Origin of the sequence: Halorussus amylolyticus, from assembly GCF_004143485.2 — an archaeon.
Lineage (GTDB): Archaea > Halobacteriota > Halobacteria > Halobacteriales > Haladaptataceae > Halorussus > Halorussus amylolyticus.
The window spans coordinates 20,111-35,250 of record NZ_RXOB02000032.1; the positions used below are offsets into that span (position 1 = coordinate 20,111).

16 protein-coding genes and 1 pseudogene are annotated in these 15,140 nt (G+C 64.1%); 6 read left to right on the top strand and 11 right to left on the bottom strand.

Translation table 11 applies throughout. The features are described 5' to 3' along the window. Positions 1-114: 114 nt before the first annotated feature. On the bottom strand, positions 115-1,173 hold the full coding sequence (locus EKH81_RS17610; protein ID WP_132060860.1) for a sulfite exporter TauE/SafE family protein: 1,059 nt from the start codon (positions 1,171-1,173) through the stop codon (positions 115-117). After that, positions 1,163-1,327 (bottom strand): DUF7512 family protein, encoded by a 165-nt coding sequence (locus EKH81_RS19450; RefSeq protein ID WP_202935196.1) that lies wholly within the window; start codon positions 1,325-1,327, stop codon positions 1,163-1,165. Before EKH81_RS19450 ends, EKH81_RS17610 begins: the two co-directional genes overlap by 11 nt. A 272-nt stretch (positions 1,328-1,599) precedes the next feature. On the opposite strand from EKH81_RS19450, the gene EKH81_RS17615 reads away from it, so the two are divergent. After that, the gene (locus tag EKH81_RS17615; RefSeq protein ID WP_132061263.1) at positions 1,600-2,445 is read left to right on the top strand and encodes a universal stress protein; all 846 of its coding nucleotides are present in this window, start codon (positions 1,600-1,602) and stop codon (positions 2,443-2,445) included. 62 nt (positions 2,446-2,507) lie between these two features. Here EKH81_RS17615 and EKH81_RS17620 read toward each other — a convergent pair whose 3' ends face one another. From EKH81_RS17620 to EKH81_RS17635, 4 genes are read right to left on the bottom strand one after another with little or no spacing between them, the layout of a single operon-like run. Beyond that, on the bottom strand, positions 2,508-3,683 hold the full coding sequence (locus EKH81_RS17620; protein ID WP_132060858.1) for an inorganic phosphate transporter: 1,176 nt from the start codon (positions 3,681-3,683) through the stop codon (positions 2,508-2,510). A 15-nt stretch (positions 3,684-3,698) separates the two neighbouring features. Then, positions 3,699-4,157 carry a YeeE/YedE family protein gene (locus EKH81_RS17625; RefSeq protein ID WP_132060856.1) on the bottom strand — a complete coding sequence of 153 codons (459 nt, stop codon included), beginning with the start codon at positions 4,155-4,157 and terminating at the stop codon, positions 3,699-3,701. Then, a complete protein-coding gene (locus EKH81_RS17630; RefSeq protein WP_132060854.1) occupies positions 4,154-4,645 on the bottom strand; it encodes a YeeE/YedE family protein in 492 nt (163 codons plus the stop codon). Before EKH81_RS17630 ends, EKH81_RS17625 begins: the two co-directional genes overlap by 4 nt. A gap of 8 nt (positions 4,646-4,653) precedes the next feature. Further along, positions 4,654-5,847: an MBL fold metallo-hydrolase gene (locus tag EKH81_RS17635; protein ID WP_132060852.1), complete on the bottom strand. Its 1,194-nt coding sequence runs from the start codon at positions 5,845-5,847 to the stop codon at positions 4,654-4,656. A gap of 237 nt (positions 5,848-6,084) precedes the next feature. On the opposite strand from EKH81_RS17635, the gene EKH81_RS17640 reads away from it, so the two are divergent. Together EKH81_RS17640 and EKH81_RS17645 are read left to right on the top strand one after the other, a co-directional pair. Further along, positions 6,085-6,330 carry a sulfurtransferase TusA family protein gene (locus tag EKH81_RS17640; RefSeq protein WP_132060850.1) on the top strand — a complete coding sequence of 82 codons (246 nt, stop codon included), beginning with the start codon at positions 6,085-6,087 and terminating at the stop codon, positions 6,328-6,330. 8 nt (positions 6,331-6,338) lie between these two features. Then, positions 6,339-6,911 carry a DsrE/DsrF/DrsH-like family protein gene (locus EKH81_RS17645; protein ID WP_132060848.1) on the top strand — a complete coding sequence of 191 codons (573 nt, stop codon included), beginning with the start codon at positions 6,339-6,341 and terminating at the stop codon, positions 6,909-6,911. 58 nt (positions 6,912-6,969) lie between these two features. Here the strand turns inward: EKH81_RS17645 and EKH81_RS17650 are convergent, their stop codons facing one another. From EKH81_RS17650 to EKH81_RS17660, 3 genes are all read right to left on the bottom strand, one after another. Further along, positions 6,970-7,380, bottom strand: coding sequence for a hypothetical protein (locus tag EKH81_RS17650; protein WP_132060846.1), 411 nt, complete (start codon positions 7,378-7,380; stop codon positions 6,970-6,972). Between the two features lie 87 nt (positions 7,381-7,467). After that, a complete protein-coding gene (locus EKH81_RS17655) occupies positions 7,468-8,016 on the bottom strand; it encodes a hypothetical protein (RefSeq protein WP_238392237.1) in 549 nt (182 codons plus the stop codon). Next, positions 8,013-8,750: a DsbA family protein gene (locus EKH81_RS17660; protein ID WP_132060844.1), complete on the bottom strand. Its 738-nt coding sequence runs from the start codon at positions 8,748-8,750 to the stop codon at positions 8,013-8,015. Before EKH81_RS17660 ends, EKH81_RS17655 begins: the two co-directional genes overlap by 4 nt. 191 nt (positions 8,751-8,941) lie before the next feature. On the opposite strand from EKH81_RS17660, the pseudogene EKH81_RS19890 reads away from it, so the two are divergent. Next, a pseudogene (locus EKH81_RS19890) lies at positions 8,942-10,023 on the top strand (MBL fold metallo-hydrolase). Positions 10,024-10,177: 154 nt separating this feature from the next. Here EKH81_RS19890 and EKH81_RS17670 read toward each other — a convergent pair. Continuing rightward, on the bottom strand, positions 10,178-11,533 hold the full coding sequence (locus tag EKH81_RS17670; RefSeq protein ID WP_132060842.1) for an FAD-dependent oxidoreductase: 1,356 nt from the start codon (positions 11,531-11,533) through the stop codon (positions 10,178-10,180). Between the two features lie 88 nt (positions 11,534-11,621). On the opposite strand from EKH81_RS17670, the gene EKH81_RS17675 reads away from it, so the two are divergent. Both EKH81_RS17675 and EKH81_RS17680 read left to right on the top strand, forming a co-directional pair. Next, a complete protein-coding gene (locus tag EKH81_RS17675; RefSeq protein WP_132060840.1) occupies positions 11,622-12,170 on the top strand; it encodes a DUF1684 domain-containing protein in 549 nt (182 codons plus the stop codon). A 637-nt stretch (positions 12,171-12,807) separates the two neighbouring features. Then, on the top strand, positions 12,808-13,338 hold the full coding sequence (locus EKH81_RS17680) for a VIT1/CCC1 transporter family protein (protein WP_132060839.1): 531 nt from the start codon (positions 12,808-12,810) through the stop codon (positions 13,336-13,338). 236 nt (positions 13,339-13,574) lie between these two features. Here the strand turns inward: EKH81_RS17680 and EKH81_RS17685 are convergent, their stop codons facing one another. Continuing rightward, positions 13,575-15,074: a multicopper oxidase family protein gene (locus tag EKH81_RS17685; RefSeq protein ID WP_162224671.1), complete on the bottom strand. Its 1,500-nt coding sequence runs from the start codon at positions 15,072-15,074 to the stop codon at positions 13,575-13,577. Between the last annotated feature and the right edge of the window lie 66 nt (positions 15,075-15,140).

Sequence of the window (15,140 nt, forward strand, 5' to 3'; positions counted from 1 at the left end):
AAACTGAGTCGGGACGGTGACAACTCGCGAGCGGCTAGCCGTCCACTCGTGGATTCCAAGTAGAAGAGGCCCACATTCAATCACGAGCGAGTAGCGGATTGGCGCGAAAACGGATTAGTCCGCAGTGGAAGTTTGCTGGCGATGCGTCACACGTAGCGAGGAAATCGCCGTATAGAGGATCGCAAGAGCGACGACGACCGCCGCGCCGATGACGAGTACCAGTCCGAGCAACTCGAGGGTCGAGTTGCCGATGTAGGAGCCGATCTCTCCGACGCCGACCGCGGTGGCGCCGACCAGTAGCATGCCACCGAAGTAGATCTTGATGCCGTCGGCGTCAACGACAGCTGTCGCTGCAGAGCCGATACGAGCACCGAGTGCGCTCCCGAGTAGCAGCGGAGCGACGATACCGAGGTCAACGCCGCCGCCCTGTCCATAGAGGTAACTCCCAAGACCGCCGGAGAAGACGATCTCGAAGAGGTCCGTCCCGACAGCGACGGGTACCGGGACGCCGATGGCGTAGATCATCGCGGGCATTCGGATGAAACCCCCACCGACGCCGAGGAAGCCCGACAGGAGGCCGGTTGCGAAGGCGACGGCCGTGATGACCCACGCGGAAACGCGGACATCTCCACGGAGTGTCACCATCGGCGGAATCCGAACCTTCTGCTGGATCGTCTTCGCGACTTCGGGAATCTCGTACTCGCTGAGATCCTTGTCAGCTGCCTCGTGGTCGATGCCACCGCCGCCGTCGCCTTTCAGGGCGTCACGGGTGACCATCGCCCCGACGCCGCCGAGCAGGACGACGTAGGCGATACTGATGATACCACCGGCAAATCCCAACGACTCGAGATAGTAGACGCTGGCGCGTCCGACCTCGATACCGATGGTCGTCCCGGTGATCATGATCACGCCGAGCTTGTAGTCGACCTGGCCGAGGTCGTGGTGTTTCAGGGTCGCGATGATAGCCGTCCCGAAGACAAACGCCATCCCGCTACCGACCGCAATAGGCGCCGGGTAATCTAGCATCAGCAGGGCGGGGGTAACGAGGAACGACCCACCCATGCCGAAAAACCCGAACAAGACTCCGACGACGAGGCCGAATCCGACGAACATCGCCAGCATCTCGGGGCTCGTTCCCAAGATACCGAGTCCGTCGAGTAGGCTATTGAGCATTCTCTTCACCTCCGACTAAGAGTTTCATGAGGTAGGGCCCGAAAAGCCGTTCAAGGCCACCGTAGCCCACGTATAGCACGACCGCTTCCAGTAGGATCGTGCCGATGAGCAAGGCTGTTTCCGGGTCCCACGTGGGAATCTCTAGTCCTGCCATTGATTCTCCCTCCAGCATTCGAAATCGGTAATTCGCTGTTGCCACATTTCTGTTCAATATCTCCTACCCGGTGAGTGCCTTTAACGGTTTTGGATACATCGCACAATACTATATCTGAGTAACCTCCGTTTGACTATCGATAACTTATGGAGAACGTATAGCGCCCCGCCAACTTCAGAAACCGATCGGTGCAACCCCAGACTGTCGACCGCGCGCGCAATGATAGACTATTAAACAAAATCGTATTGTCATCGGTCGACGAAATGGCCTATATGAGGGCCCTGTGTGCGACCGACCTATCGGCCGCCAGTGCGGCTGCAATAGAGAACGAAACCTGTCTCGAGTGTTTAGGCCGTATCGGCATCGATACAATCCATCTCGTGACTGTCGTTCCGGCGAACGTCCACTCCGGAATGCCTGGCGTGAACTTCGATGAGCGACGCCGACAGGGACTGGACCGTTATCGAAGTGTGATGGAAGCCGCAGGGTTCGATGTCGAGACTCACGTCGTCCGTGGGACACCCTATCGCCGTATCAACGGCATTGCCGAAGCCGTCCAGGCCGACATATCTGTCGTCGGCTCACGAGGCCAGAGCCCGCTGGAGAACCGTGTCCTCGGCTCGACCGCACGAAACCTCGCACGGACGACCGTCGTTCCGTTACTGGTCAACCGCATCGAGCGGGCGACCGATGAACCCGACGTCCTCCGCGAACACCTCTTTCAGCGTATCCTCTTCGCGACGGATTTTTCCGAGAACGCCGACCGAGCGTTCGATGCCTTCTCGTACCTCCGCCACGCGACCGAGGAGGCGACACTCGTTCACGTCCGGTCGCCGAAAGACGAGGCCGCCGACGCCGAGGGCGACCCAAGCGAGTGGTTGGCCGAGCGTGCTCGCACGCTCGAAAACTGGGACATCGAGACGCGAATCGAGGTCCGGCAGGGGGACCCCGCCGACGAAATCCTCGCCGTCGAAGAGGAGGTAACCCCGTCGACGGTCCTCGTCGGTTCGAGGGGGCGAAGCCGTATCCGGCGGCTCCTGTTGGGCAGCGTCTCGGAGGAAATCGTCGCGCGGGCGACGGGAAACGTCTTCCTCGTCCCGCCGCCCCGTGCAGTCTGAACCAGACTATCTCCATTCCGAGGGGTGGCGGCCAACTGGTACTGTGTCTGGCTCGTCGCTGCCTACAACAGGAGAGCGGCGGTAACGTACGCGAGTCCGAACGAAAGGGCGAACGATCCGGCCCACGCCCCCAGCGTCAAGAGAATCTTTCGCGCGTCCACCGCTTCCCGGCCGCCGACTGCGGCTCCACTTCCGATGATCGCGCTGACGACGATCTCGTTGAACGAAACGGGCACGCCCAGCACGACGGCCAGTTGCGCAATCAGAAACGACGGCACGAGTGCCGAAATAGAGCGCCGCGGCCCGAGCGATGAGTAGTCCTGCGCGAGCGACTTGATCATCCGGGGCGCACCCGTCCACGACCCGGCGAGCATCCCGAGACCGCCACCAACGAGTACCGCGAACATCGAGACCATCCCCACCTCGTCGAGTAGCGGAAGCAACGGCCCGACGGCGAGTCCGACCTGACTCCCGCCCGCGGAGAACGCGACGAGCGAGCCGAGCACAAGCAGTACGCGCCGCAGCCCCCCGCGTTGGTCACGGCCAATATCCCAATAGACGACGGCGGCGACAGCTAACGCTGCAACACCAGTAACCACGACCGCCGACGCACGTCCATCGACTGCCAACGCGTGCTGTCCGAGTTCTCGGACGGTCCCCGTGGAGTTTCCCTCACCGAGGAAGCTAAACTCGACGTTCGCGAGGACGGCAGCGACGAGACCGGTGAGCGCGGGAATGCTGTACCGTTCGGGCACGTTAGGCCGCGGGAGGACGCTCGCGATGATGAACGCGATACCACCGCCGACGAACGGCGTCAACACCCAGACAGCGGTGATCTGCTGGTACTTCGACCAGACCGGCGTTCCCCCGAGCGCGAGTCCGACGCCGATGACGGCGCCCGTCACGGTGAACGCGGTCGCAATGGGGTACCCTGTCGTGATGCCGACCACCATCAGCCCGGCGCCCAGGATTAACACCAGAATGACGCCGGCGACAGGCAGGCTCATGCCACCGATGAGACCGCTCCCGATAGCTTCTGATACGTTCCCGCCTTGCGTGACGGCACCGATGAACCCGAAGATGCCGACCAAGAGGGCGGCCCGCATCGTTCCAATGGCGTTCGCCCCAACAGCGGGGGCGAAGGGGGTCGCACCGCTCGACCCGGCACCGATAACCCACGCCATGAATAGGCTGGCGAACGCTGCACCGACGAAGAGGGCGATGAGAGTGGGGTCCATCTGAAAGGGAGGGAGTTAGTCAGCGCCCGCTGCGGTAGTGTCGCGGGCCTGGCTGCGACTGCGCCAGTAGCCCTGGAGGTACGCGCCGAGGAACATCCCGGCGAGCGCCCACAGGATGGTGACGTTGCCGATACCGAGGCTGGCGTAGGCGGCTCCGGGACAGATTCCGGAGAGCCCCCAGCCGACGCCGAAGATGGCTCCGCCGAACAGGACGTTGCGGTCGAACGACTTGAGTCGTCGTCCGTACGCGTCGCCGGTCAGCGGCGCGCTGTCGCGCAACCGCGGCATGACCGCGAAGGCGATACCGCTGACGATAGCCGCGCCGAACATGACGAACAGCAGTCCGAAGTCCTCGAACTGGAGAAAGTCCAGCACGACCTCCGGACGAGCCATGTGGCTGAACGCGAGTCCGAACCCGAATATCAAGCCGCCGACGAAGATCAGCGGCATGAACGCGGGATGCCGGTCGCTCATGGACTCACCCCGAGTGCGGCGACCAATTGCGCGGTCACGATGGCGACCGCAAGGAACGTAATCACGCCGACGATGGACGTCTTCGAGGCCGACCCGACGCCGCAGACGCCGTGGCCCGACGTACAGCCCTTCCCGACGCGCGTCCCGATGCCCACTAAGACGCCGCCTACTAGGAGTCGCCACGGCTGAACGTCGGTCGTCCACGCGCCGCCCTGCCAGAAGGCGGCGTAGACGGCCGCGCCGAGCACGATTCCCAGCGTGAACACGACGCGCCAGTCGCGCGAGGACACGTACTGCTGGAACCGCGACTGGTCGGAGACGTACGACAGCGTCGATTCGAGGAACGTGCTCGCGCCGGCGGCGATGCCGGTTCCGAGGTAGATGACGACCGCGCCGAGTCCGACGAGCAGGCCGCCGACGGCGTAGCGACTAATCCCGTTCGGGAACAACTCGGCGGCGACCTGCAGCGGGAGTACGTCAATCACCATTGGCGTCGTTAGTCACCCGCGAGCGACTCCTGACTCGCGGCGCAGTTGTTCGGCCCGAGTTCGAGCGTGAACGCCTCGTCGTCGTCGACGGCGTTCTGACCGAGGTTCGTCGCGATGATGTCCTCGTAGTTGGCGGGCCGCGGCGGCATGTCCGAGAGGATCAGGTCGACGAAGTCGTCTTCGTCCATCGTCAACGCGTCCATCTGCTCGACGAGGTCGCCGACCGGTGCCGTGTAGGTGCCGTCGTCTGCGGGGACGGCGGCGTCGCTGAAGTGCGCCCCGCCGACGAGGGTGTCGTCGGGAAGCGTCAGCACGCGTTCCTGGAGCGACTCGTAAAGCATGCGCGCCGCGTCAGGCGCACCATCGTCACCTTCTTCGAGGTCGGGGCGAGCGACGCTCTCGATGAAGAGGCCGTCGCCGGTCGCGAGCAGGCTGTCGTCGATGAGATACGAGGTCATGCCTGTGGTGTGTCCGGGCGTGAACACCGTCTCGATGGTGGCGTCGCCGACCGCGAAGGTGTCGCCGTCGGCGGCTTGGGTGACTTCGTCGGCGTAGGTGACGCCGCGGTCGACGGCGGCCTCGGGGATGACGCCCTCGACGCCGCGCTCGTCGAGCGCGCGGACACCCGAGATGTGATCGGCGTGGACGTGCGTGTCGATTGCGTACTTCAGGTCGACGCCCAGGTCGTCGGCGTCTTCGAGATACCGGTCGGTGAACGCTCGGAGCGGGTCGACGATGGCGGCTTCGCCGTCGTCGTAGACGAGGTACCCCAGGCATCCGCTGGACGGGCGCTGGTACTGGAGGAGCGTGCCCGCACCGTCGTAGTCGGTGACCTCGACCGCTTCGTAGATGCTCGCCCAGCCGTTCATGCCGTCTTCGAGGTGGTTGACGTCGTAGCCGCGTTCGGCGAGTTCGCCCGCGACGTATTCGCTGGCACCACCCTTCGCGCACAGGACGGTGACCTCGCGGTTGTCGGGAATCTGTGCGAGGACGTCCTGGTCGATGTCGTCGTCGAGGAATTCGAAGTACGGGGCGTTGATCGACGTGACGTTCTCGCCGTCGATGTGCCACTCTTCGTACTCGGATTGCATGCGTGCGTCGAGTAGCGTGATGTTCTCGCCGGCGTCGATTCGTCCTTTCAGTTCGTCCGGAGCGATCGTCTCGATCGGCACGTCCGGAGTCGGGAAGTCGTCTGCGTTCATTGTGTGCGTCTGGACCTACTGGCTGGCCCACCATAAAGATTTGCATAGTATATTCAGAACAATGCAATACTGTTATGGGCTGATGTTGCGTCACCTGCATATAGGGCGTTTTCACTGGTGTTTCGGACGGGAGCGAGGACGCAGTAATTGGTGGTTGGTGCAAGAACCGATATCCTTATAACGGACTAAACGGTATTGTGCAATAGCTCCAATACAGATCAACGGAGCAGATAACCAATGAGTGCAGAATTCGACATTACGGAGACGCTAGACGTGAAAGGTGCATCGTGCCCAATGCCCGTCGTCAAGACGAAGAATGCCACCGACGACCTCGAATCCGGTGAGGTTCTCGAGGTGCTTTCGACGGACTCGGGCAGTATGAGTGATATCGACGGCTGGGCGTCCGGGACCGAGGGCGTCGAACTCCTCGACCAGGTCGAGGACGGCGACGTGTACAAACACTACGTCCGCAAGACGGAGTAACGATAACGATGAGCACGGACACGCCCGATGTGACGGCTGACGACGCTCCCTCGCGCGCGGAACTCGCCGCACGAATCGAGGAACTCGAGGAGTCCCTCGCCGAGGCGACCGGCGAGGACGACACGAAGAAGATGAGCATCATCGCGACGAAGGGGACGCTTGACATGGCGTACCCGCCGCTGATCCTCGCCAGCACCGCCGCCGCGTTCGGCTACGAAGTAAATGTCTTCCACACGTTCTGGGGGTTGGACATCCTCCACGAGGAGCGTTCGAAGAACCTCAAGCTGAGTTCCGTTGGGAATCCCAACATGCCGGTGCCAAACGCTGTCGCCGCGCTCCCTGGGATGGACCGCGTGACGACGAAGATGATGGAGAAGAAGATCGCCGACAACGACACGGCGACCATCGAGGAACTCATCGAGATGAGCCTCGATATGGGCGTGGAGTTTCAGGCCTGCCAGATGACGATCGAGTTGATGGACTACGACGAGAACGACTTCTACGACGGCGTCACTACGGGCGTCGGCGCGGCTACCGCCCTGCAGGATATGGCCGACGCTGACATCCAACTCCTCGTCTAACGGACGACTCGAACGTTTCTGGAGCCGTTTCGAAGGTTGCGCCGAGAACCGAGATTTTTCAACAGCTCTTGCAGTTCCGACGCTGGTAATACAACAGTCCGGCGAAGAGGACGACGCTCACCGCGCCGAGCAGGGGTCGGAGCGGGTCGAAGTACGTCATGAGAGCGGACGAACTGAAGAGTGCGAGCAATACGGCGTTACAGATCGGACAGCCGAACGCCAGAAACCCGCCGACGACGCTCCCGGCCGCGAACCGATCCCCCACTGGCTTCTCTGCGAGGGAACGCTGGTAGACGAACGCCCCGGCGAACGCCGACGTCGCGACGAGAAACAGGTAGTCGGCCGGCGTACGGGGAACCATCCGGACGTAGACCGGGTTCGACAGGAGCCCGGTCACTGTTCCGAACAGCAGGAAGACGCCGACGGCGACGCCCACACTTCGGAGGCGTCGCGTGCGAGTCGGGGACATCATCCGCTTACCGTAGTCCGACGGCCCTTAGTAGTGTTGAATCTTGTGGACTCTCTGCATGCACTTTCGAGTGACGACACACGGCCGTCATGGCCGGTTGTCGATTCCGCACGTTCGCGGATCCCCGGCTCGCCCGAGGAAGAACGCCAGGAGGAGGATGCCGCCCAGCCGCAGGAGGTTCCCGTCGAACGGGAGCGCAGCCATCGCGCCGACGAAGCCGAGCGCCCCGAGGACGCCCGCACCGCAACTGGCACAGCCCGCGGCGAGCACCCCCGGCACGACGCCCGCGAGCGTCGACGCACTCGTGCGTCGCGCTCGCCGGACCAGCGCGGCGGCGTTGGTCACCGCGATTCCGGTCAGGAGCGCGTACGCCGTCACGAGGCCGACGCCGAGCCAGCCCGTGCTCAGGTACGTCTCCCGCGTGAGGGCGGTGACGGCGTAGCCGATGTCGGTCGGTGACCTCGCGAGTACCTGCATCGAGAACTGCGGGAACGCGCTCAGCACGGTGAAGACGTAGGTCGCTCCAGTCACGAGACCGGCGACGGCCAGACGCCGGTTCGACGTGAGCGGGTAGGCGAGGGCGTCCCGGAGGTCTCGCGTCCAGTCGCGGGCCACGGTCGTTCGATTCCCGGTCACGACTGTAGCACCTGGTCGAGCGTGTCTGAGAAGGTGTCGTAGGGGTGTGCGCCGACGAGCCGGCCGGCCGTGTCGGTCTCTCGGTTGTACAGCACGAACCCCGGCGTCCCCCGGATGCCGGCCGAGGTCGCGGCGGTGGCGTCCACCTCGACGGCCTCGCGGACCCTGTCGCCCCGAGCGTCTCGACACTCGTTGACGTCGGCTGCAGTGACGCCCTCCACCGATTCGGTGACCGCTCTGAACGTCGCCTCGTCTGCCCAGACGTGGCCCTGCTCGGCTTGCGCGTCGAAGACCTCGCCGTGCCAGTTCCAGTACGCCGCCGGGTCGGCATCCGCGACCTGACGCCAGACGCATCGGTCCCAAACGGCTGCCGGCGTGGAGTACTCTCCGATGTTAGGGTACAGCAGCGTCACGAGTCTGGCCTCGCCGGTGTCCAGGTAGTTTCGTCCGACCTCCGGGAGCGCTCCCGTCTCGAACTCCTTGCAGAACGGGCAGAGGTAATCCGTCCAGTAGTAGACGTCCACGGGGGCGTCGCGCTCGCCGGCGATGGGACGACCGGCGAGTTCGACGCCGAAGCCGGTCGTCTCGTCGCTCCGGTGAAAGGTGGACGGCACGTACTCGCGTTCGCTCGACCCCGACCGCGACGCGACGTACGCGACGCTGCCGCCGAACGCGAGGGTCGCGCCGCCCGCGAGAAGCGCCCGCCGGCGCGTAATCGTGTCCTCTTCGTCCATGAATGTCCAATTGTATACGATACCGACCGAAGGGTTTTTCGGTCGCGCAGCTCACGAAATTCGGCCGTGCGGTCCGTCACCGTCGACGAGGTAGTCGTCGGAACGTGGTCGGCGCACCGGTCACAACGATTTTACCAAAGGGCACCAGAGTCTTGCTCAGAATAAGCAATATAGTCTAGGGCCAGCCGACGATGATCCCCGACGAAGTCGTAGCACGGCGCGACGGCGACCTGTTCGTCCTCGACGTTCGCAACGAGGACGACTTCGAGGAGTGGCGCGTAGTGGGCAGCTACAACGTCCCGATCTACGACCAGTTGCTCGACGATGACTTCACCGGTTTGAAGGACTCGCTGGACGAGATTCCCGAGGACGAGGAGACCGTCGTGGTGTGCGTCGCCGGCGTCACGTCGGTCGACGCTACCGAGTTCCTCCGCGAGCGAGGCTACGACGCCAAGTCGATGGAAGACGGTATGGACGGCTGGGGCCGCGTCCACGTCGCGTACGAGGTCGAGGACGCCGATGGCGTGGTCCAGATCGTCCGGCCCGGAACGGGGTGCGTCTCGTACCTCGTCCACGACGGCGGCAAGGGGGACCGTCGTCGACCCAAGCCTGTATCTCGACGAGTACCGCCCACTCGCCGCCGAGCGCGACGTCGAACTCGTCGGGGCGGTCGACACGCACGCCAATCCCGACCACGTCAGCGGCGGTCGCTCCTTCGCGGACGACCTCGACGCGCCGTACTACCCCAATCCGGCTGACGGCAGCGAACTCGACAAGTACGACCCGCTCGAAGACGGCGACAGCGTCGCGGTCGGCGCCCGCGACCTGGAAGTGCGCCACACGCCGGGTCAAACTCCCGGAAGCGTCTCGCTGGAGTGGGGCGACGCCCTGCTCTCGGGCGACACGCTGTTCATCGACAGCGTCGGGCGGCCCGACCTCGAAGGGAACGACGAGATGGACGTGCGCGAGGCGGCCGAGGAATTGTTCGACAGCCTCGCCGAACTCGGTGACTTCCCCGAGAGACGGTCGTCCACCCCGGCCACTTCTCCGCCGAGGACCTGCGGCCGCTCTCGACGTCGCTCGGGCGGGTCGAGGAGACCAACGAGCTGTTCGGGATGGCAGACTGCGAGGCGTTCGTCGACACCATCGTCGAGAGCCTCTCGGACGAACCGGCCAACTACAACCAGATCAAGGCCATCAACTGGGGAAAGGAACCGCTGACGGGCGACGTCACGGACCTCGAACTCGGCCTAACAACTGCGCCGCGAACTAACTGCTGATCTCTAAAGCAATATTTTGCTGTTCTAAGGATATACGAAATTACTTCTGTAAATCATGGAAGCGACGCAGGAAGCGGACTCATCGGCGTCCAGAGACGTGTGAGCAGTCGGTCGACCGTGGCCTCGATCCACTCGAACCGCGGGAGATTATTTCCCGTCGTCCAGCCGTCCGCCGAGTACCTTCGCTGCGGTTAAAATGGGGTCCCAGACGGGGCTGAACGGCGGCGCGTACGCGAGGTCGAGATTCTGGAGGTCCTCGACGGTGAGTCCGGCGTGGAGCGCGGTGGCGACGGTGTCGATGCGCTTGGCTCCCTCTCGACCCACGACGCTCGCACCCAGCACTCGCCCCGTGTCACGGTCCGCCACGAGGTGGACGGTCAGTTCCTCGGAGCCAGGGTAGTAGTTGGCCCGCGATTCGTCCGTGATTGTGACCGAGACCGGGTCGAAACCGGCCTCGCGGGCGGCCGACTCGTCGAGGACCCCGGTTCGGGCCGCGCCGAGGTCGAACGCCTTGACGATGGCGGTTCCGGCGGTTCCGCCGACCTCGGTCGGCTCGCCCGCGACGGTCTGGCCGATGGCGCGACCTGAACGGTTGGCCGTGAGCGCGAGTGGAACGTGGTCCGGTTCACCGGTGACGACGTTGGTAGCTTCCGCGCAGTCGCCGGCCGCGTAGACGTCGGGCGCGGTCGTCCGGCCGTGCTCGTCGGTGGCGACAGCCCCGGTCGGTCCGAGTTCGATGCCCGTGTCGGCCGCCAGTTCAGCGTTCGGCTCGACGCCGACCCCGACGATGGCGAGGTCTGCGGACACGCCCTCGTCGTCGAGGTCGACGGCCTCGATCCGGCCGCTCCCCGCGAATCCTTCGACCGCGGTCTCCAACCGGACGTCTACGTCCTGCTCGCGGAGGTGCTCCTCGACCGCTTCTCCGACCACGCTACCGAACGGCTGGAGGACGTGGGGTAACATCTCGAAGAGGGTGACGGACAGCCCGCGTCCCGACAACGCCTCCGCCATCTCGACGCCGACGTAGCCACCACCCACGACGGCGGCGGTCTCGGGGTCGTGCCGGTCGAGGAATTGGTCGATAGCGTCCGCCTCGTCCATGTCGTGGATGGTGAACACGCCGTCGAGGTCCATCCCGTCGAACGGCGGCCGGATGGCGCTCGCCCCGGTCGCGATCAGGAGGTGATCGTAGGGCTGTTCGAAGCGCTCGTCGTCGGCCGAGACCGTGACGGTCTTCGCGTCGGTATCGACCGCGACGACTTCGTGGCGCGTCCGGAGGTCGACGTCGCGCCCTTGGACGAACTCCTCGGGCGTCACGGACACGAGGTCGTCGAGTTCCGCGACGTCGCCCTTGACGTAGTAAGGCATCCCACAGGCTGCGTAGGACACCCACTCGCCCTTCTCGAAGACGACGACGTCCAGTTCCGGACTTTCGCGTTTTGCCTTGCTTGCAGCGCTCATACCGGCCGCGTCTCCGCCGACGATGACGAACGTCTCTCCCATACGTACTCAAAGCCCTCGGACGTCAAAAAATATTTCGCAGAACTCACAATACCAAACACTTGAACTGCTCTGGCGCGTACCCCCTCACATGAGCACCGACTGGCGAGCGGAAGTCGAGCAACGACGCGAGCAGAAGGACCGATACTTCGGGGAGAACCCCAGATCGCCGATTCCGGACGGCGAGCAGGCGTCCTTCGACGGCCTGAACTACTATCCGCTGGACGAGCAGTACCGATTCGAGCTTCCGCTCCACGAACACGACGACAAGGAGCGACTCACCGTCGCCACGAGTACGGACGGCGAGCAGGAGTACGTCCGATGGGGAGAGTTCCGTTTCGCCGTCGGCGTCGAGGAGGTAACCCTCCAAGCGTACAAGTCCGATTCCGAAGATGACCGCCTCTGGGTGCCGTTCCGCGATGCGACGAGCGGCGACGAGACCTACGGCGCTGGTCGATATCTCGACCTCGAACGCGAGACGCACCGTACCGCGGACGGCGACTGGCTCCTCGACTTCAACGAGGCGTACAATCCGACGTGCGCGTACTCCGACCGCTACGAGTGCCCGCTTCCCCCGATGGAGAACTGGCTGGATGTCGCTATCGAAGCCGGCGAGAAGAGCTATCAGACGAACGAGTAGGGGCTGCCGGACATACAGGTAGAGTAGTATCCCGACGTTGATGAGGACGCCCAGTACTCCCTTCTCGACTAGTCGGTCGAATTCGCCATCCCACAGCGCTACTATTGTGACCGTCGAGAGGACGGCCGCACCGACCAGCACCGTCGGCCACCAATCCTGACGTAAAACGTACCCGAGGCCGCCAGCGACGAACCCTAGCGTGACCACCACGTACGACGCACTGGACAGCAGCAGGACGGTCTCTCTGGGGAGAGCCGACGAGAGGAGCCACGAGTGGCCGGTCCAGCCCATCTGCTCTTCGACTTCGACCCAGCCCTGACTCAGCACGACGTACCACAGGTGGACGAACCCGTGGAGAACGAAGAAGAGTCCCACGAGAAGTCTAGTGGCGGTGGCCATACGCCCTCTATGTGAGAAGTTCGGAAATTTGTAGGGGGTGTCCGCGAAACGGCGCGCCGTCTCAGTTCTCCTCGGACCGGTCGCGTTTCGGGACCGGACGCGAGCCACGTCTCGCACGGAGTCTCCGTCCGATGACTGCGACATCACGGCCGGATCGATATCGTGGTTGGGGTCCGGGAACATTCTAGCCGAGTACTGTACCGTACCATTATGGACGTAGCGGCCGACTTCGCGTACGATGATCGAACTCTTGTTCGGTGACGAACTGAACGAGCCTGGCGGGTATATCGCGGAGGTCATCTACGGGGCGAACGACGGCATCGTCACGACGTTCGCGGTCGTCGCTGGCGTCGCGGGTGCCGCACTCGACCCGGCAATCGTGCTCATCCTCGGCGTGGCGAACCTGCTCGCGGACGGGTTCTCGATGGGCATGAGCAACTACCTCAGCCAGCGGTCCGAACGGGATTACCAGGTAGCCCAGGGCAACGCTACCGAGCGAGGGAAACCGCCGAGATACACGGCGGCAGTGACGTTTCTCGCGTTCGTCGTCGCGGGCTGGGCACCACTGTTCCCGTACGCGCTCGGACTCGCTTCGACGTTCCGGCTCTCCGTCGTAGTGACGGGCGTCGCGTTCTTCGTCGTCGGTGCCGGCCGGACCCTCGTAACGAACCGGCGATGGTACGCCGCGGGCGGCGAGATGCTGGCGGTCGGCATGCTCGCCGCGGGAGTTGCGTTCGCCACGGGGAACGCCCTCGGCGGACTCGCGTAGATGGCCGACCGTCGCGCCGTAACCGCCGCCGGGAAGGCCGTCGCCGGTTTCACCGACCCGAGTATCTTCCTGTTGCTCGCCGGGTTCGTCCCCGACGATTGATGTCCTGGCGTCGATTACTCCAGTATCTTGGGGACGGGGTATCGATAACCGTCGTCCGATGCTCGGTTGACATCCGGTGAGACCGCTCCATGCCACTGGCTCTACTGAGTACGTCTGCGAACCCGGAGCGCTCCTTAGACGTACTCGAAGACGCGAGCCATCCCTCGTTCCAAGTGATAGTTGTTGTGACAGTGGAAGAGCCAGTCGCCGGGGTTGTCCGCTATGAAGTCGAACGAAACCCGACCTCGGTGGGGCGGGACGAGGACGGTGTCCTTGACCGCGTCGCCGACCTGGAAGAAGTGGCCGTGAAGGTGCATCGGGTGGATCGCCGGACTAAGGTTCACCATCCGAACCCGGATATGCTCGCCCTCGCTGATCTCTAGAGGGTCGGCGTTCGGGTACACTTGGCCGTCGATGGTCCACGCGCCGGGTTCCCGCATCATCCCTCCCGAGAGGGTGAGGTCGAACGTCCGGTCGGGTGTGCCGTCAACGTCGAGCGGTTCGAGCGCCCTGAGGTCGCCGTACTGGAGCGTTCGACCGTCGAACTGCGGTCGTCCGGCAGAACCGGTCCCGCCTGCGTCATCGTACCGCAGTATCGTTTCCGCAGGCCGCTCGTTTCCGACGACCGGCACCGCAACGATGGTCCAGTCCCCGGGGGAGTCGGCTTCGACGATCGCGTCGTAGCGTTCGCCCATGCTGATGTGGAAGGAGTCGACCTCTACCGGTTCGACCGGCCGCCCGTCGGCGTGCGTAACCGTCATGGAGTGCCCGCCGACGCCGACGCGGTACGTCGTGGCGCCGCTCGGATTGATAAACCGCAGTCGGACGCGCTCGCCTTCTTCGACTTCGAACACGGGCGGGTTCGAGGGGAGGCGCCCGTTGACGACCATCCCTTCGTACGGGGGACGGCGGCCCTGCATCGGACCGCCACCTCCCATTCCGCCGTTCCGGCCTCCCCCGCCGGGGCCGGGTCCGCCACCATCGCCACCACCGTCCCGGCCTCCCCCGCCGGGACCGGGTCCGCCACCATCGCCACCACCACCTCTCCCGGGTGGCGCTTCGATAGAGTCGAGTACCGGGTCGCCAGCGAGGTAGTCGTCGACGACTAACGTGTACTCCCGGTCGTATTCGACGTGGGGCGACTCCTCCTCGACGATCAGTGGCCCATTGAGTGCTCTGTCGAGTTGGAGTCCGACGTGGCTGTGATAGACGTACGTGCCCGCTGGCGACGCTTCGTACTCGTACGTGAACGTCTCGCCGGGCGGGACCGGGTCCTGCGTGACGTTCGGAACGCCGTCCATCGGATTCGGGACGGGAACGCCGTGCCAGTGAACGGTCGTTTCCTCCGGCAACCGATTCTCGACGGTGACCCGAAGCGTGTCACCCTCGCTCACGCGGAGTTCCGGTCCGGGATACCGGTCGTCGTACAGCCACGTGCTGCCGGCCTCGCCCGGTGCTACCTCGGCCTGTCCTTCTTTGGCCACCAGCGTCATGTCCTGTCCGTCCTTTCGTGACTCGGCGACGGACCCCGGGTTACCCGCACGCACTCCCCTACTTCCTGCGATTCCCACCAGTGCCGCGCCTCCGACGCGCAATACACTCCGTCGTGATACGTTCCTGTCGTTGCTGTTCATCAGGTGTGTTACCACGCCTGTACCAAAAAACGAGGGGTGAATGCTCAGCACCAGAGAGTATCGCCG